11 protein-coding genes, 3 tRNA genes, 3 rRNA genes and 1 pseudogene are annotated in these 18,372 nt (G+C 54.1%); 6 read left to right on the top strand and 12 right to left on the bottom strand.

Annotation, left to right across the window (positions count from 1 at the left end; genetic code table 11):
• Positions 1–19: 19 nt before the first annotated feature.
• The 3 genes from ACXAEW_RS06985 to ACXAEW_RS06975 are packed head-to-tail and all read right to left on the bottom strand — an operon-like array spanning position 20 to position 3,047.
• The gene (locus ACXAEW_RS06985) at positions 20–1,027 is read right to left on the bottom strand and encodes an ABC transporter substrate-binding protein (protein ID WP_474940637.1); all 1,008 of its coding nucleotides are present in this window, start codon (positions 1,025–1,027) and stop codon (positions 20–22) included.
• Complete coding sequence (locus ACXAEW_RS06980; protein ID WP_474940636.1) at positions 1,006–2,385, bottom strand: sensor histidine kinase N-terminal domain-containing protein; 1,380 nt, start codon at positions 2,383–2,385, stop codon at positions 1,006–1,008. The genes ACXAEW_RS06985 and ACXAEW_RS06980 overlap by 22 nt, the downstream gene beginning before the upstream one ends.
• Positions 2,382–3,047: a response regulator transcription factor gene (locus ACXAEW_RS06975; RefSeq protein WP_474940635.1), complete on the bottom strand. Its 666-nt coding sequence runs from the start codon at positions 3,045–3,047 to the stop codon at positions 2,382–2,384. The genes ACXAEW_RS06980 and ACXAEW_RS06975 overlap by 4 nt, the downstream gene beginning before the upstream one ends.
• 108 nt (positions 3,048–3,155) lie before the next feature.
• Here ACXAEW_RS06975 and ACXAEW_RS06970 point away from each other — a divergent pair, with 108 nt between their 5' ends.
• The 6 genes and pseudogenes from ACXAEW_RS06970 to ACXAEW_RS06945 form a co-directional block, all read left to right on the top strand.
• Positions 3,156–4,142, top strand: a complete 987-nt coding sequence (locus tag ACXAEW_RS06970) for a Bug family tripartite tricarboxylate transporter substrate binding protein (RefSeq protein WP_474940634.1) — start codon at positions 3,156–3,158, stop codon at positions 4,140–4,142.
• An 83-nt stretch (positions 4,143–4,225) separates the two neighbouring features.
• Positions 4,226–4,708 (top strand): tripartite tricarboxylate transporter TctB family protein, encoded by a 483-nt coding sequence (locus tag ACXAEW_RS06965; protein WP_474940633.1) that lies wholly within the window; start codon positions 4,226–4,228, stop codon positions 4,706–4,708.
• A gap of 1 nt (position 4,709) precedes the next feature.
• A complete protein-coding gene (locus tag ACXAEW_RS06960; protein ID WP_474940632.1) occupies positions 4,710–6,221 on the top strand; it encodes a tripartite tricarboxylate transporter permease in 1,512 nt (503 codons plus the stop codon).
• 99 nt (positions 6,222–6,320) lie between these two features.
• Positions 6,321–7,031 (top strand): type IV secretory system conjugative DNA transfer family protein, encoded by a 711-nt coding sequence (locus tag ACXAEW_RS06955; protein WP_474940631.1) that lies wholly within the window; start codon positions 6,321–6,323, stop codon positions 7,029–7,031.
• A 328-nt stretch (positions 7,032–7,359) separates the two neighbouring features.
• A complete protein-coding gene (locus ACXAEW_RS06950; RefSeq protein ID WP_474942998.1) occupies positions 7,360–8,514 on the top strand; it encodes a recombinase family protein in 1,155 nt (384 codons plus the stop codon).
• Positions 8,496–8,900, top strand: a pseudogene (locus tag ACXAEW_RS06945) (transposase family protein); the annotation flags it as partial. The gene ACXAEW_RS06950 and the pseudogene ACXAEW_RS06945, both read left to right, overlap by 19 nt.
• Positions 8,901–8,990: 90 nt before the next feature.
• Here ACXAEW_RS06945 and ACXAEW_RS06940 read toward each other — a convergent pair.
• The 9 genes from ACXAEW_RS06940 to ACXAEW_RS06900 all read right to left on the bottom strand — a co-directional run bounded on the left by ACXAEW_RS06940 (position 8,991) and on the right by ACXAEW_RS06900 (position 18,156).
• Positions 8,991–9,067 (bottom strand) — tRNA-Met (locus tag ACXAEW_RS06940).
• Positions 9,068–9,112: 45 nt separating this feature from the next.
• Positions 9,113–9,227 (bottom strand): 5S ribosomal RNA (gene rrf, locus ACXAEW_RS06935).
• 110 nt (positions 9,228–9,337) lie between these two features.
• Positions 9,338–12,171, bottom strand: a 23S ribosomal RNA gene (locus tag ACXAEW_RS06930).
• A 470-nt stretch (positions 12,172–12,641) separates the two neighbouring features.
• Positions 12,642–12,718: transfer RNA gene (locus ACXAEW_RS06925), tRNA-Ile, on the bottom strand.
• Positions 12,719–12,744: 26 nt separating this feature from the next.
• Positions 12,745–12,820 (bottom strand) — tRNA-Ala (locus ACXAEW_RS06920).
• 149 nt (positions 12,821–12,969) lie between these two features.
• Positions 12,970–14,430 (bottom strand): 16S ribosomal RNA (locus ACXAEW_RS06915).
• Together the 16S, 23S and 5S rRNA genes with 3 tRNA genes alongside form the textbook arrangement of a ribosomal RNA operon.
• A 624-nt stretch (positions 14,431–15,054) precedes the next feature.
• Positions 15,055–15,675 (bottom strand): protein-methionine-sulfoxide reductase heme-binding subunit MsrQ, encoded by a 621-nt coding sequence (gene msrQ, locus ACXAEW_RS06910; RefSeq protein ID WP_474942997.1) that lies wholly within the window; start codon positions 15,673–15,675, stop codon positions 15,055–15,057.
• Between the two features lie 11 nt (positions 15,676–15,686).
• Positions 15,687–16,592 (bottom strand): protein-methionine-sulfoxide reductase catalytic subunit MsrP, encoded by a 906-nt coding sequence (gene msrP / locus ACXAEW_RS06905; protein WP_474940630.1) that lies wholly within the window; start codon positions 16,590–16,592, stop codon positions 15,687–15,689.
• 73 nt (positions 16,593–16,665) lie between these two features.
• Positions 16,666–18,156: an FMN-binding glutamate synthase family protein gene (locus ACXAEW_RS06900; RefSeq protein ID WP_474940629.1), complete on the bottom strand. Its 1,491-nt coding sequence runs from the start codon at positions 18,154–18,156 to the stop codon at positions 16,666–16,668.
• Positions 18,157–18,372: the final 216 nt, after the last annotated feature.

Genomic DNA, 18,372 nt, shown 5'->3' with positions numbered 1-18,372 from the left:
CGCACCTTAGCCGTGGCGACTATTGAATGATCGCGCTCTCCCATTCCTGGGTAAAGGCTTCGCGAGCAAGGCGATCAAGATAGATCATCAACGACGGCTCCAAGGGCACAATCTTCTGTCGTTGGGCAGCTGCGGCGTTTTCCAGCGGTGGCAGCTGCAATCTGTCAGAATGGTTCTCTTGTTCCGCAGCTTCCAGCACATGGTTTACAAATCTTTCCGACAGCTCTGGGTATCGCGTGCCCTTTAGAACAAAGATCGTTCGCATCATCGTGGTCACAAAATCCTCGGGAACGATCACAAGGAGGCGCTCATCCTCCCTTTCCTGCGTCGTTGCATAGCTTCCCAATACATTATACGCGACCAGCGCCTCACCCTGAGCTACTGCTTCGATCATCTCACCTGAGCAACAATAGAGGCGTGTGCCCAAACTTCCCATGACCTCAGTGAAACGCCAGAAGGTTTCGGATGCCCGCGCATCCTGCGTCGCGAAGAAGTAGCCTAATCCGGATTGGCGGATGTCATAGGTGGCCAGCTTGCCGCGAAACGTTTCAGGTTTCGCCCGAAAGAGCGAGATAAAATCCTGGCGGGTACGCGGGAGAGGTAAGGATTGGAAAGCTTCCCGGTTTACGACAATGGCTGCGGGTTCTGCCGTAAAGCCAAACAGACTTTGACGCCAATGCGTCCATGCGGGCTGTTCGATATTCTTGAGCTGTCGAGCAAAACCGTCGTTGGTCAGCTTGATCTGTAAATCCATCGCGCTGGAAATAACCACATCAAAGGACAGCGGATCGTTGCGAATGATATCGTTAATATCAGACGTACCGGTCACCAGATATTCGATCCGCACGCCTTCGTTGGCGCGGACAAAATCCGCGAGAACCAATTCAAGATAGATTACATCCGTACTCGAAAGCACCCGTAAAGTCAGATCGGCCTCGGTCGGTCCAAAGATTTTCTTATCCTCCCAGTCCTGCGCCTGAACAACCGTGGCAACAGCCAAATACATCAGAATGACAAGGTTGCGCATGCTCCGCCCTCCGGGTGATTGCTAAGAGAAAGAGACCCACCATGCGCCACAGCCACGTCTTGGGCAATCGTCAAACCCAACCCCGAACCGATCGTCTCTGCAGCGTTTGAACCGCGCATAAAGCGCGTCGAGAGTTCTGGAAGCTCATCTGGTGGAAAGCCGGGCCCGCAGTCGCGTACGGTAATGCTCGCAGGGTTGTCCGATACCGAGATCTGGATCACGCTTTCGCTGGGCGCATATTTTAAGGCATTGTCGATCAGATTACGGAGCGCATTCTGCAACAGGATTGCGTCACCATCAATCCAGACTTCTTTGGTCGTAGTAAGGTCAAGATCAACATCCCTCATATCGGCCAAAGGTCGCATGGCCTGAAACAGGTCACCAGTGATTTCAGCTAGATTCAATCGTGTCTTGCTGAGATGATCCGCACGGAATGTGATCATTGCATGATCCAAAAGCTGCCCCGCCGCTCGAGAGCTTTCATCAATAGCCCGAACCATGGCTCGCAGCGCTTGGCGGTTCTCCTGTTTGTCCACCCGCTGCAAGGTGGTTTCGGCATAAGAACGCACCGTGGCCAACGGAGTTCGGACCCGATGTGCTGCTTCGGCAATAAATTCTTCGGATTGGTTCAGTGAATGTGCAAGTCGCCGCATGAACCTGTTGAGAGACTCGACCAAAGGCGCCATTTCCGCAGGCACGGGTGCCGCCACGGGACGCAGATCTTCTGGTCCGCGCCGTTGCACCGAAGCTGCAAGCCGCGTGAGAGGGGTGATTGTTGCGTAGGTTAACCACAAAGACAAAAGCGTCATCAGCACAAAGAACCCCAAACCAAGAAGGCCGGCATTACGTGAAATCCGGTTCAAAACACCAGCAAGGCTCTCCTGACTTTGTGCTACGGTCACAGTCAGTGTTGTTTGCTGAATTGCTCCGACCAACCGCCGTGATCCGGTGGCGATCCTCAGATCGGACCCATCAAATCGACCTGCGTAAAACGCGATATCTCCTGGTTCGACATTGGTGAACACCATATGTTCGTACCCTGAAAGAAACCGTCCATCCTGGTGAATGGCATAAAAAAACCGATCATCAGCCTGTGTCGACAAGATGGAGAAGGCGGAATACGGGAGTTCAACAGACAGCACATCATTTCGGATTGCGGCCGCGTCCAAAATCGATGTGACCGACGCGCTGAGAATCCGGTCTTGCGTCGACTGCGCGATCTGGACCGCATATGTTCTGACGACCAGATAGAGGATCACCGCCAAAACAACCGCTCCGCCGATCAATGCAACCATCAGTGTTTTGCGCAAAGAACCTGCAATATTGACCCTGTCGCCGCTCAGCTCTGCCTCAGTCATCGCTGATCCAGCCTGTAACCCAATCCCCGGTGGGTCGTGATGGTCACATTGGACGGCTCCAGATGTTTGCGAAGTCGACCAATGTAGACCTCTATGGCGTTCTCTGAGACGTCTTCATCAAAGGTGAACAGTCGATCGAACAGTTTTTGTTTTGAAAAGATCTGGTTCGGCGCGTTGATCAGTAATTCAAACAGTCTCAACTCGCGATTTCTCAGTTTCACAGGGGTGCCTTTGACCGACATCTGTCCAGCAACCGGGTCAAAGCTGACATCGCCAATTGTGACCACAGGTTGTAAAGATCCGTGGTTGCGGCGCAACACTGCACGACAGCGCGCCTGCAATTCGGCATGGTCAAAAGGCTTTGTCATGTAGTCATCCGCCCCCAGATCCAGAAGGCTGATTCTGTCCGAAACCTCCGATCTGGCCGTCAAAACGATGACAGGGGTGTTGCGATTTTTGGCCCGGTGATGTTCCAGAAAACTACGACCATCGCCATCAGGCAGCATAATGTCCAATAGAATAAGGTCATATTCTCCAGTGTCACAGAACAACTTAGCGTCTTCTATTTTCTCCGCGTGATCAATGACATGCCCATCCATCTGAATGCGGGAGATCACCGCATTGGCCAGTTCAACATTATCTTCGACCAAGAGAAATTTCATTTACACGATGCCTCTTTTTTTGGCGCGACAGGTTTGTGACAGGTTCACGTGAACACTGGTGCCTCGATTGTGTCGCCAAGCGACCAGTTGTCAAATGGGAGGAAAATTATGACAACGTTCAAACTGGGCCGCCGCGCCCTGATGGCTACGGCTATTGCAACGCTCAGCTTTGGTGCGCCTGCTTTTGCGGGTGGCGAAAAAGTCCTCGACAGCATCCACTTCCTGATCCCCGGCGGCGCTGGTGGCGGCTGGGATGGCACCGCGCGTGGGACAGGTGAAGCGCTGACCGGCTCTGGTCTGGTGGGGACCGCATCTTATGAAAACATGTCTGGCGGTGGCGGCGGCAAGGCGATCGGATACCTGATCGAAAACGCTGACAGTAGCCATGGCACGCTGATGGTGAACTCCACGCCCATTGTCATCCGGTCCCTGACCGGCGTGTTCCCGCATAACTTCCGCGACCTGACGCTGGTGTCCGGCACCATCGGCGATTATGCGGCAATTGTGGTGGGCAAAGACAGCCCGATCAACTCAATGGCGGATCTGCTGGCCGCCTATGACGCGAACCCATCAAAAACCGCAATTGGCGGCGGATCGGTGCCGGGCGGCATGGACCACCTGGTGGCGGCGATGGTGATGGAAGCCGCTGGCAAAGACGCCCTGGGTGTCAAATACATCCCCTATGACGCAGGCGGCAAAGCCATGGCTGCCCTGTTGTCCGGCGAGATTGCAGCACTGTCGACCGGTTTTTCCGAGGCCGTAGACCTTGCCGCAGCGGGTGAGGTGAAGATCATCGGCGTCACCGCAGAGGATCGTGTTGATGCGGCACCCGACGCAATGACCATGAAAGAACAAGGCATCGACACCAGCTTTGTGAACTGGCGCGGTTTCTTTGCGGCACCGGGTCTGCCCGAAGACAAGCTTGCAACCTATCAGGATGCGATTGCCAAAATGTATGACACGCCAGAATGGGAAACCGTGCGTGCGCGCAATGGTTGGGTCAACATCCACAATTCAGGCGATGATTTCAAAACCTTCCTGGAAGGTCAGGAAAAGGTCATCGGCGATCTGATGAAGAAACTGGGCTTTCTGTAAATCAGACCCCGTTTCGGTTTCGCAAAATCTGACAATCTGGGGCGGGACACTCTCCCGCCCTTCCTAATCCAAGGGAGAGGGAAATGGCACTTGATCGCTGGATCGCCCTAGTGCTACTGGGCGTCTGCCTGGCCTATGGATACGCGGCCTGGTTCGCCATGGACGCAAGCCTTGCACCCTTCATGAGACGCGCGCCGATCTGGCCCAGCACTTTCCCCAAAGTGTTGTCGATCTTGGGCATTCTTGCGTCCGTGATCATTCTGTTGGGCCTTGAAAAAGGTGAGGCCAAGATCGGCGATATCGATTACCGCCGCCTTGGCGATTACCACATTGGACAGGCGCTGCTGCTGTTGGGGCTCATGGTGGCCTATGCGCTGTGCCTGCGGCCCATGGGGTTTTTGTTCTCTACCATCGCTTTCCTGATGCTGGGCTCGGCCATTTTGGGAGAGCGGCGCTGGATCATCATGGCTGTTGTGGCGGCGATTGCTACCTTTGTGGTCTGGTATTTGGTGCAGCAGGTTTTGGGCATCTACTTGCGCCCCGCGCCCTGGTTCATAGGAGGCTGATATGCTCGAAGGACTTTTGATCGGGCTGCAAACGGCCCTCTCGCTACAGAACCTGCTGATGGTCATCGCGGGCTGTCTGATCGGCACATTTATCGGCATGTTGCCGGGCTTGGGCCCGATGTCGATCATTGCCATTATGATCCCGGTTGCGATCTCTATGGGGGATCCATCGGCGGCGCTAATCTTGTTGGCGGGCGTCTATTACGGCGCCATTTTCGGCGGTTCGACTTCGTCGATACTGTTGAATGCACCTGGTGTTGCGGGCACCGTTGCCAGTAGTTTTGACGGTTATCCGATGGCACGCCAAGGCAAGGCCGGCAAGGCGCTGACCGTGGCGGCCATCGCCAGTTTCGCGGGTGGCACCATTGGCGCGATCCTGTTGATGATTTTTGCTCCAGCGCTTTCGTCCGTCGCGCTTTTGTTCCATTCGCCCGAGTATTTCGCGTTGATGGTGGTCGGTCTTTCGGCAATTGCGGCCTTTGCCGGGACCGGACAAGTGGCGAAAGCTCTGTTGATGACCCTGCTGGGCCTGATCATGGCCACTGTCGGCGAAGGGGCTCTGTTCAATCTTCCCCGCTTCACTATGGGGATCATGGACCTGCAGTCGGGCTTTGGCTTTATCACTCTGGCCATGGCGATGTTCGCCTTGCCCGAAGCGCTGTTCCTGGTTCTGAAGAAGAAAGAGATGAGCGGCGATGGCGGTGAAATCTCCGATCTGCGTATTACACGGGCCGAAGCGAAATCCATTGCGCCGGTAATCGGGCGTCAGTCGTTGCAGGGCTTTTTCATCGGAGTTCTGCCAGGCGCGGGTGCAACAATCGCCAGTTTCCTTGGCTATGCGGTGGAACGCAATATCGCCACCAAGGAGGAGCAGGAGGAATTTGGCAAAGGTTCCATCAAAGGGCTGGCAGCACCGGAAACCGCAAACAACGCTGCCTGTACCGGATCCTTTGTTCCACTGTTGACCTTGGGCATTCCAGGCTCGGGGACAACAGCGATCCTATTGGGAGCGCTGATTGCGCTGAATGTCACGCCAGGACCGCGGTTGATGATTGATGAACCCCAGGTGTTCTGGGCGGTGATCATGTCGATGTTCATCGGAAACCTGGTTCTGTTGGTCCTCAACCTGCCGCTGATTCCTTACATCGCCAAAGTGCTTTCGGTTCCGCGCAACTATCTGATCCCGTTCATTTTGTTCTTTACCCTTATGGGGGCCTATATTGGCCAGAACAATGCAACCGAACTGTTGCTGCTGGTTGGATTTGGGGTCTGTGCGACAGCGCTACGATTTGCCGACTATCCGCTGGCACCCCTGCTGATCGGGTTCATCCTGGGTGGCATGATGGAAGACAACTTTGCGCGCTCCATGCAGCTTTATGATGGTGTTGCGTTCATCTGGGAGCGCCCAATGACACTGGGCCTTTTGGTTCTGGCAGTTGTGCTTGTCGTGTTGCCCAGCTACCGCGCGCGCAGGGCCCGCCTGCGGGCGGCTGGTATAGCTGAAGGAGACTGATAACTCAAAAGAGGGAAACCAGATTACATCTTCTGGGACCGCAAGACAAAAGAAGCAGCTTAATGGCTTGATCATTAAGCTGCTTCTTCCATTTTAAAGATGGGCACAGGGGACGGCTTATTCCTTCCATACGGTAACGAAACGCTCTCAACGATTTTGAGCCAAACCGACGTGAAGCAATTCTTCGGGGTGTCATCGCTGGAGACGGCTCAGCTCGTCAGCAAAATGTTGGGTGAAGAGGAGCTTTCATCGGAAAGTTTCGGTCTGGGAGCTGAAGTTCTTGGCATGCCAACTTTGAGCCTCGGAAAACGAACCAAACCGCTGATGACGCCGGACGAAGTTCGCCGTCTGCCAGATGATGAACAAATAATCTTCCTCAAAAACCTGCCGCCAATTCGAGCTTTAAAAGCAGGTTATCAAGAGATTTCACCGTGGCGAAAGGTCGTAACGGCCAATCCGCTGCATGACGGCAAGCATTTCTTGGGAAAGGTGAAACTGAAGATCAATGGCAGTGGTGCAGCTGCAACTCGCATCGGAACGCGCATGGTCAAACGTGCAAAGCGCCGGCTATTGCGCCCCCTGTTTGCTGCGCTCGGCCTACTTTTGCCATCGAAGCAGGCTGTTGGACCAGCTGCGCTTGTTGTTGTCATTCTGACGCTTGGCCTTCCGCACTTGAGGGTTCAGTACACTGCAAGCCATAGCTGGTGCCGCTATGTCGGCCTTCCGGTCGTGTCAGAGTCTTTCGATACACACGGACAAGACAACTGCCCCCTCATCATCTGGAAGAAACTGGGGGAAACGCAGTCATGATGCACCCTCACAGCAATAAAGGAGGAGCACACCACGCTCTTTGCAGTCGCGCGATTGGCCATGGTACAATGAAATTTGAGGCTCAGAAAAGTTATCCACAGATTTTTTGCCTCAAAAGATTCAAGAAAGTGGCATAATATGTCCCGTCGGCGCTCAGATAACAGCTGGCGAACGGCCCTGCGCGATGGGCTCAGCACCTCGTCCGATCAGCAACTACGTGAACTGGTAAAGTACCTTGCCAGGCGTGCAGCAGATGAAGATCATGAAAGTTGGCGGCAACGCCAGCGAACGAAGAAACTGAAAGAAACGAAGAACCCGCCAAAACCACATTGAAGAGACAACCATTACCCGCATTGCCATCTACGCCCGATACTCCACAGACCTACAAAGTCAGTCTTCTATCGAAGACCAAATCCGGCTGTGCGAAGAACGTGCAAAGGCAAATGGCGGGGAAATCGAACAAAGCTACACTGACCATGCGGTCTCTGGTGCTTCTTTGATGCGTCCCGGCATTCAGATGCTGATGCAGGACGCGGCGGCTGGTAAGTTTGACGTGCTCTACGCGGAGGCGCTGGACCGAATTTCGCGCGATCAGGAAGACATTGCGGCAGTTTACAAGCGCCTGAGCTTTGCAGGCATCGCTATCATAACGCTGTCAGAGGGTGAAATCTCTCAACTTCATATCGGCCTGAAATGCACCATGAACGCTCTGTTCCTGAAAGACTTGGCCGACAAGACCCGCCGTGGCTTGCGCGGTCGGGTTGAAAAGGGCCTGTCTGGTGGCGGGAAGTGTTACGGCTACGATGTCGTTCCGGGTGAAGAACGCGGTCAGCGTACCATCAATGATGTTGAAGCTGCTGTCGTACGCAGGATTTTTGAAGACTGCGGCGCTGGCAAGTCACCTAAAGCGATTGCCGCCGCGTTGAATAAGGAAGGTATCTTGAGCCCGTCTGGCAAAGGATGGGGGCAAAGTACGATCAACGGCAATCGCCAACGTGGCACCGGTATCCTGAACAATGAGCTGTATATCGGTCGGCTGGTCTGGAACCGCCTTAGGTATCTCAAAGACCCTCAGACCGGCAAGCGTGTCTCAAAGTTGAACCCTGAAGATGATTGGATCATCCAGAAAGTGCCTGACCTGCGCATTGTATCCGAAGAACTTTGGGAGAAAACGAAGTCGCGGCAAGCTGGCCTGAACAGCAAGCCAAAGCTCTGGCAGACCAACCGACCAAAAAATCTCTTTGCCTATCTGATCAAGTGTGGCGTCTGTGGAGGCGGCGGCTCTACCGTGTCGAAGGGTCGGATCGGCTGCTCGAACGCGCGGAACAAGGCTACTTGCGACAACAAGCAAACGATTCCCCGTGATGAGCTCGAAGAGACCATGCTTGGGTCGCTACGCGATCATTTGATGAACGAAAAGCTCTGCGAGGTATTCTGCGAAGAATACGCGCGGCACATGGGAGACGCGGTCAGCCCGACATGATCGTCAGCGACAACGGAACGGAAATGACATCTCATGCTGTGCTGCGATGGTGCCAGGACACTGGCGTTGGTTGGCACTACATCGCGCCAGGAAAGCCCATGCAGAATGCGTTTGTCGAAAGCTTCAATGGCCGCCTGCGCGACGAATGCCTGAACGAACATATCTTCGGCAATCTCGCCGAAGCCAGAAAGATAATTGAAACCTGGAGGATCGACTACAACACTGAACGACCACACACTTCACTTGGCGGGCTGGCTCCAGCCGTTTGCGCCAGTCTCAACCGTGCCACCCGGCCTGCCTCGCTTGAGCTCCGCAAGGGCTCCGCTCAGCAGGCCTTGACCGCAACCCAATCAACAGAAAGAAACAAGAACGGGTTCTACACCTGAACGGACCGGATCAGGGGGCTGGGTCAGATGGCTTGCGCGTGTTTTTCCACTACGTTCAGAGTATGTTGTGTCTGATGTAGTAGGAAAAGCTGGTTGCGGGAGTAGGATTTGAACCTACGACCTTCAGGTTATGAGCCTGACGAGCTACCTGGCTGCTCCATCCCGCGCTGGTTTTGTGTATTTATCGATTTATAGAGACTGGTATTATCTAGGTTTGGCGGTGACCTACTCTCCCAGGGCTTAAGCCCAAGTACCATTGGCGCTGAGGCACTTAACTTCCGGGTTCGGGATGGGACCGGGTGTTTTGCTCTTGCTGTTGCCACCAAACCGAGGCAATACCATGCGTTTTTTTTGACGCTTACAATCAAGGTTGTCCAAGTTAGTTTTGCTTTTGGTTGCTTGATATATTTTAGAATAGACACTGTCTATTTCTGGATCAGATCAAGCCAATCGGGCGATTAGTACCGGTCAACTGAGTGCATTACTGCACTTACATCTCCGGCCTATTGACGTGGTGGTCTTCCACGGCCCTCAGGGATACCTTGTTTTGAGGGGGGCTTCCCGCTTAGATGCCTTCAGCGGTTATCCTTTCCGAACATAGCTACCCAGCACTACCGTTGGCACGATAACTGGTCCACCAGTGGTTCGTTCACCCCGGTCCTCTCGTACTAGGGGCAACTCCTCTCAAGTATCCTACACCCACGGCAGATAGGGACCGAACTGTCTCACGACGTTCTAAACCCAGCTCACGTACCTCTTTAAACGGCGAACAGCCGTACCCTTGGGACCTGCTCCAGCCCCAGGATGAGATGAGCCGACATCGAGGTGCCAAACACTGCCGTCGATATGGACTCTTGGGCAGTATCAGCCTGTTATCCCCGGCGTACCTTTTATCCGTTGAGCGATGGCCCTTCCACTCGGGACCACCGGATCACTATGGCCGACTTTCGTCTCTGCTCGACTTGTCAGTCTTGCAGTCAGGCTGGCTTTTGCCATTGCACTCAACGAGCGATTTCCGACCGCTCTGAGCCAACCTTCGCGCGCCTCCGTTACTCTTTAGGAGGCGACCGCCCCAGTCAAACTACCCGCCACGCAGGGTCCCGGATCCCGGTAAGGGACCGCGGTTAGATATCAAGAGTGCGAAGGGTGGTATCTCAAGGGAGGCTCCACCTGGACTTGCGTCCTGGTTTCGATGCCTACCACCTATCCTGCACATCACAATCCTGATACCAGTGCGAAGCTGTAGTAAAGGTGCACGGGGTCTTTCCGTCTAACCGCGGGAAGCCTGCATCTTGACAGGCAATTCAATTTCGCTGAGTCGATGTTGGAGACAGCGGGGAAGTCGTTACGCCATTCGTGCAGGTCGGAACTTACCCGACAAGGAATTTCGCTACCTTAGGACCGTTATAGTTACGGCCGCCGTTTACCTGGGCTTCAATTCGGAGCTCTCACCCCTCCTTTTAACCTTCAGGCACCGGGCAGGCGTCAGACCCTATACGTCGTCTTGCGACTTCGCAGAGCCCTATGTTTTTAATAAACAGTCGCCACCCCCTGGTTTGTGCCCCCGGATTCCACTTGCGTAGGACCCGGGCCTCCTTCTCGCGAACTTACGGAGGTATTTTGCCGAGTTCCTTCAACATCGTTCTCTCAAGCGCCTTGGTATTCTCTACCAGTCCACCTGTGTCGGTTTAGGGTACGGTCTCATGGAGGGCTATTTCCAGGGACTGATCAGCAGCCCACCCAATCCGATAAGGGCAAACTACCTTCACAATCCGTCACATCCTCCTGGCCCAGGAATATTAACCTGGTTCCCATCGCCTACGCCTTTCGGCCTCGGCTTAGGGGCCGGCTTACCCTGCTCAGATTAGCTTTAAGCAGGAACCCTTGGACTTTCGGCGAGAGTGTCTCTCACACTCTTTGTCGCTACTCATGTCATCATTCTCACTAGTGATCTCTCCACGGGATCGCTCACGCGCCCGCTTCATCGAAAGCTCCGTGCGTCCAAGACCTTCCAGAGGAAGGTTAAAGACGCATGGAACTATATCACACTACGCTCTGCTACCATGCACTATGTGCATCCTCGGCTTCGGCTCATGGCTTGAGCCCCGTTACATCTTCGCCGCAGGACGTCTTAATTAGACCAGTGAGCTGTTACGCTATCTTTAAAGGATGGCTGCTTCTAAGCCAACCTCCTGGTTGTTTTGGACATCCCACCTGCTTTCCCACTTAGCCATGAATTAGGGGCCTTAGCCGGAGGTCAGGGTTGTTTCCCTCTCCACTACGGACGTTAGCATCCGCAGTGTGTCTGCCATCTAGTACTCCCGGGTATTCGGAGTTTGGTTAGGATCAGTAAGCCTGTGGGGCCCCATTACCCATCCAGTGCTCTACCCCCCGGGGTATTCGGATGACGCTCTACCTAAATAGATTTCGCAGAGAACCAGCTATCTCCGAGTTTGATTGGCCTTTCACCCCTAGGCACAACTCATCCCGATCTTTTTCAACAGATGTGGGTTCGGTCCTCCAGTGCATGTTACTGCACCTTCAACCTGGTCATGCCTAGATCACTCGGTTTCGGGTCTGATCCCACGTACTCATGCGCCCTATTAAGACTCGCTTTCGCTGCGCCTACACCTAACGGCTTAAGCTTGCACGTGAGACCAAGTCGATGACCCATTATACAAAAGGTACGCCGTCAGATCGTAAAGATCCTCCGACTGATTGTAGGCGTTCGGTTTCAGGGACTGTTTCACTCCCCTTGTCGGGGTGCTTTTCACCTTTCCCTCACGGTACTGGTTCGCTATCGGTCAGTAAGGAGTACTTAGCCTTCGAAGGTGGTCCTCCGATCTTCAGACAGAATTTCACGTGTTCCGCCCTACTTAATACGTCCTTCAGAGCTTCCCATACGGGGCTATCACCCGCTATGGCTATGCTTCCCAACATATTCTGGTCACTCATCAGGCTCGGCTGGTCCCCGTTCGCTCGCCGCTACTAGGGGAGTATCAATTGATTTCCTTTCCTCCGGGTACTTAGATGTTTCAGTTCCCCGGGTTTGCTCTTAAAACCCTATGTATTCAGGTAATAAGTACTTGGTTATGCTCATTATAAGCAGCCTAGAAAGGCTATTATAACAAACATTCAAGTGGGTTGCCCCATTCGGAAATTCATGGATCAAAGCTTATTCTCAGCTCCCCATGACTTATCGCAGAGTATCACGTCCTTCATCGCCTCTTACTGCCAAGGCATCCACCAAACGCCCTTCTCGCGCTTGATCTGATCCAGAAAAAGACAGTGTTAACGTCTTTCCGTTTCGCCACTTGGGCGACGCGGCAATTAACACGATCGACAACAGAAGCTGGTAAGATCTGTTGCTTATCTTTCTGAACCAAAAGCATACTTTCCCGCCTGAACAGATGTCGGTCTGTTCAGACATGCATGAACTTAATCATGCGGGTTAGTGTACTTGACTTGGACAACTACCGTCATTTCATAAAGGCATACAAAAGGGCGTCTGAGGAAACATGACGCGTCCAATGCTTTCCACTGCCGAAGCAGCTTCACCTGAATGAGGTCATCCCCTTACTTAGGGCGACCAACGGTGTTGTTGATTGTAATCTCTATAAACGATATCAAGTTCCGCTCTCTTGAGAGAGGGAATGCTGCGTCCGATTGGACGTTTAAGAAGCACATCTTGCGCTGCTTAAAGGTCAAATCGAACCCTTTGATCTATGTATATCCGAAGAATGGTGGGTCGAGGAGGACTTGAACCTCCGACCTCACGCTTATCAGGCGTGCGCTCTAACCACCTGAGCTACCGACCCATTCTCTGTTGGGACTTAGCTGGAGATGGTGGAGCCTAGGAGGATCGAACTCCTGACCTCCTGAATGCAAATCAGGCGCTCTCCCAGCTGAGCTAAGGCCCCCTAGCTGAACCCTGCAATCTGCAAGGTCCTGACAATTCCTGAAGAGATATGAGGACGGCTCGGTTTGATATGTGACCAGCTTTGTTTGCTGGTCGTGCTAAGTGTTCCACGAAAGAGAGCAAGCTCTACTTTGCTAGGAACATCCTTAGAAAGGAGGTGATCCAGCCGCAGGTTCCCCTACGGCTACCTTGTTACGACTTCACCCCAGTCGCTGAGCCTACCGTGGTCCGCTGCCTCTCAAAGAGTTAGCGCACGGCCGTCGGGTAGACCCAACTCCCATGGTGTGACGGGCGGTGTGTACAAGGCCCGGGAACGTATTCACCGCGTCATGCTGTTACGCGATTACTAGCGATTCCGACTTCATGGGGTCGAGTTGCAGACCCCAATCCGAACTGAGACATCTTTTAGGGATTAACCCATTGTTGATGCCATTGTAGCACGTGTGTAGCCCAACCCGTAAGGGCCATGAGGACTTGACGTCATCCACACCTTCCTCCCGCTTATCACGGGCAGTTTCTCTAGAGTGCCCAGCCGAACTGCTGGCAACTAAAGATGTGGGTTGCGCTCGTTGCCGGACTTAACCGAACATCTCACGACACGAGCTGACGACAGCCATGCAGCACCTGTCACTAGGTCCCGAAGGAAGGCCTGATCTCTCAGGTTGTCCTAGGATGTCAAGGGTTGGTAAGGTTCTGCGCGTTGCTTCGAATTAAACCACATGCTCCACCGCTTGTGCGGGCCCCCGTCAATTCCTTTGAGTTTTAATCTTGCGACCGTACTCCCCAGGCGGAATGCTTAATCCGTTAGGTGTGTCACCGAATAGCATGCTATCCGACGACTGGCATTCATCGTTTACGGTGTGGACTACCAGGGTATCTAATCCTGTTTGCTCCCCACACTTTCGCACCTCAGCGTCAGTATCGAGCCAGTGAGCCGCCTTCGCCACTGGTGTTCCTCCGAATATCTACGAATTTCACCTCTACACTCGGAATTCCACTCACCTCTCTCGAACTCAAGACTGGGAGTTTTAAAGGCAGTTCCAGGGTTGAGCCCTGGGATTTCACCTCTAACTTTCCAATCCGCCTACGTGCGCTTTACGCCCAGTAATTCCGAACAACGCTAACCCCCTCCGTATTACCGCGGCTGCTGGCACGGAGTTAGCCGGGGTTTCTTTACCAGATACTGTCATTATCATCTCTGGCGAAAGAGCTTTACGACCCTAAGGCCTTCATCACTCACGCGGCATGGCTGGATCAGGGTTGCCCCCATTGTCCAAGATTCCCCACTGCTGCCTCCCGTAGGAGTCTGGGCCGTGTCTCAGTCCCAGTGTTGCTGATCATCCTCTAAAACCAGCTATAGATCGTAGACTTGGTAGGCCGTTACCCCACCAACTATCTAATCTAACGCGGGCCAATCCAAATCCGATAAATCTTTCCCCCGAAGGGCGTATAAGGTATTACTCACCGTTTCCAGTGGCTATTCCTTAGATCTGGGTATGTTCCCACGCGTTACTAACCCGTCCGCCGCTCCACCCGAAGGTGGCGCTCGACTTGCATGTGTTAGGCCTGCCGCCAGCGTTCGTTCTGAGCCAGGATCAAACTCTCAAGTTGAAAAGCAATTGCTTGCTTATCCTTGACGTCGAACCTCTGCACATCACTGGTTGCTCTGCAAATCCAAACCCTTGGGAGAGCTTAAATCTGGATCCGGACCCGGCTAGGAACCCGAAATAGCAACCTGTTATTCTCTGTTTGTTGTGCTTCAGTACCAAAGGTACAGAAAGCCGTCCAAACAGTGAAGCTGACACTAGATCATCGGGCCGAAACCCTACTAGCGTTGATATACAGACGTTGATCCATCGAAATAAACCAAACCGCCCACATATCTCTTCAGATATACAACAATGTCAAAGAGCAACACCCGGAAACAAAAGACCCGAAGGCCAAAAACAAGACCGTTGCGCAAAATCTTCCTGCGCCACCGCCTCAGTCCATTCCCAAATGCCCCAGCCTCTCCCAGGTGTCCCTCAGTCTTCCCTGAGCGCCAAGATCGTCTTTCCGACCCGTCACCACCGTCTCTCCGGTGTGTCCCGCAGCGTCTCCGCCGCGCCCCGTAGCGCCTCAGCGCCGCCGGTGAAGGGGGTTCTAGTGTTATTCCCCGAGGGCCGCAACCCCTTTTTTCAGGAAATTTCGTATTTCTTTCATAGAACCGTCACGCTGCCTAAAAAACAGGGCCATTCAGAGCGTTCTCGACGAGGAAAACAGGCGTTTTCCGCCTTTTGCGCCCGGAACACGCAGAATCAACAGGCCCAGGATCCCAAATAGATAGGCCAAAGGTTCAATCTGAAATCCTTTGGCAAGCCAGACATAGTGAATCGCAGCAAGAACAGCAGCACCATAGGCCAGCCGATGTAGTTTACGCCAAGTTGAGCCGAGTCGGCGGATTGATGCGTTGTTTGATGTTACAGCCAAAGGCAGGAGCAAAACGAAACCGGCCATTCCGATGGTAACAAAGGGGCGCTTGACGATGTCTGTCAGGATCTGCGCCGGGATCTGCACATCCAAAACCAGCCACACCAGAAGATGGCAACTGGCATAGAAGAAACAAAGCAACCCAAGCGCACGCCGGAATTTGAGAAGGTTAAGGCTCAGGTGTTTGCGCAGAGGGGTCACAGCCAGGGACGCTATCAGAAACTGCAAAGCCAGTTCACCATAGCGATGTTCGATCGCCTTGACCGGATCCACGCCCAGGCCACCTGTAATCCCAAGGTAGAACAGCCAGGGCGCGGGCAGCGCGCCTGCGACGTAGACGATCCACGTGGGACACTTGCGGACCAGCCCGTTCAGCTGGTCCAGGATCTTGGCGACTTTCAATAGAACTTTCTGAGATCCATCCCATCGTAAAGATGAGCGACCTCTTCCTCGTAACCATTGAACATCTGTGTCGGTTGGCGTTTGGCAAAGATACCACCGCCCAAAAGCCGTTCTGACGCCTGGCTCCAGCGCGGATGATCCACATTTGGGTTCACGTTTGAATAGAAGCCGTATTCACGCCCGTTTGCCATATTCCAGCTGGTCTCGGGCTGCTGATCGGTCAGAGTGATCTTTACAATCGATTTGATGGATTTGAAGCCATATTTCCATGGCACCACAAGACGCAGGGGCGCGCCATTCTGATTGGGGAGGGGCTTGCCGAAGATTCCCGTCGCCATCAATGTCAAAGGGTGCATGGCTTCATCCAGACGCAGACCTTCGCGATACGGCCAGTCGAGCACCGGATAGCGCGTGCCGGGCATTTCATCAGGACGCAGCAAGGTTTCAAAGGCCACGTATTTTGCACCTTCCTGCACCCCAGCCAGGTTCAGCAGATCCGCCAGCTCAAAGCCGTTCCAGGGTACCACCATCGACCACGCCTCGACACAGCGGAAGCGATAGATGCGCTCTTCGATGGTCATCTGCTCCATGATATCGCTGAACGCATATTCACCGGGGCGGTCTACCAGCCCCTCGATTGTCACACTCCAAGGTTTGGTTGTCAGCTGTCCTGCGTTTTCGGCCGGGTCGGTCTTGCGGGTGCCGAATTCATAGAAGTTGCAGTAGTTCGTAACCTCTTCCCACGTATTCGTCGTCAGCGCCTCTTCAGCCTGAGCAGACCCAGCGGAAACAGCAGCCAGCCCACTCCCCGCAAGACCAGCAAGAACTTTGCGGCGGTTCCAGAACAGCGCTTCGGGTGTCACGTCATCAGCGGACAGGTCGTTTTTCCAACGGTGGGCCACGGGCGCACTCCTTCTCTCAAACATTCAGTCTGTTTCTAAAGTAAGACCCACAGGGGCCTCAAAACATAACCCGTCACGTCTCCGCGACGGCGCTGTAACTTGGCATCAACTCGTTCATCGGGCGAGAGTGACCACCATCTTGCATGATCCGCACATGTCTGCGGCGCATCTGGCGCGGTTCCGCCACACCGACCGAATGGGCAATCACCTCAACCTCATGCACCAATTCCTGCGCATAGCGGGCGACGCGTTTATATTTCTCTTCTACCACCAACCCCTTTTGAAAGCGGGGGTTGTGGGTGGTGATACCTGTTGGGCAGGTGTTCTTGTTACACTTGAGCGCCTGTATACAGCCAAGCGAGAACATGAACCCGCGTGCCGAGGTCACAAAATCCGCGCCTGCGGCCAAAGCCCAGGCCACGTCGCCGGGATTGACCAGCTTCCCACTGGCAATAAGGCGAATGCGTTCGTGCAGCCCGTACTCATCGCGCAGGTTACAGACCATCGGCAGCGCCTCGCGCACAGACATGCCAACAAGATCCATCAGCGGCATAGGCGCCGCACCGGTTCCCCCTTCGCCGCCATCAAGGGTGATAAAATCAGGCGCGCCCTGTGTCCGGATGGCGATGTTCATAAACATCTCCCGCATCACCGCTTCGCCCCCCACCACAATTTTGATCCCCACGGGCTTTCCAGTCACTTCGCGGACATGGGAAATCATATCCAAAAGATCGTCCCAGTTGGCAATTTCCGGATGACGATTGGGAGAGATGCTGGCCTCACCCTCTTTTATGCCGCGGATGGCCGCGATCTCGGCGTTGACCTTTGCCGCAGGAAGGATCCCACCCTTTCCGGGCTTGGCCCCTTGAGACAGTTTGATTTCGAACATGCGGACCTGTTCATGGGCCGCAGCGGCGCGCAGCTTCTCATCGCTGATCCCGCCATCGGGCGTACGCACACCATATTTTGCGGTGCCGATCTGGAAAACGATGTCGCACCCGCCTTCCAGATGAAACGGGCTTAACCCGCCCTCACCGGTATTCAGCCACACACCTGCCTCCTTGGCGCCGCGGCTGAGCGCTTGCACAGCGGGTTTGGACAGGGCGCCGTAACTCATCCCCGATACATTAAAGATCGACGGGGCATGAAATGGCACCCGCGCGGTCGGGCCAATTTCCAACGGTTCGGTCTTGGCAAAATCCGCGTCCAGTTTGGGAAAGGGCGCATTTACAAAAATCGCCGTTCCCGGAACCGCAGTATTCCGCGTGGACCCAAAGGCAATTGTATTTCCTGCTCCTTCAGCCGCCCGATCAACCCAATCCCGCTGAGCGCGGTTAAAAGGAAGCTCTTCACGATCCATGGCAAAGAAATACTGTCGGAAGAACTCCCCAAGCTCCGAGAAGAGATGCCGGAACCGCCCGATGACCGGGTAATTGCGGCGGATCGCGTCCTTGGTCTGTCGCCGGTCAATAACAAAGAAAGCCGCCCCCACAAACAAAAGAGCGCCAATGATAAAGACAAAGGCAAAAACCAGGATTTCCAACGCGTTCAGGGCAAACCCCATACTCACCTCCATGTGGGCCACACGCCATTCACGCGCCCAAAACTCTGAATATCTTATACAACCGATAAAGCAGCCGGGTCGTTATCGCCAAGGACAACTCACAGAACTGTGTCCTCGCTGCAAAACATCGCAACGGATTTCACGTTTACGTGACTTGAAGGTGAATATCGCCGCGGCATCGTCAAAGAAAAAACGCGCCGAGTCCCCGGCGCGTTT

Source organism: Epibacterium sp. ABZ3_068, from assembly GCF_056159265.1.
Note: the sequence above shows the minus strand (reverse complement) of the source record. Positions and strands in the feature narration are given on the sequence as shown.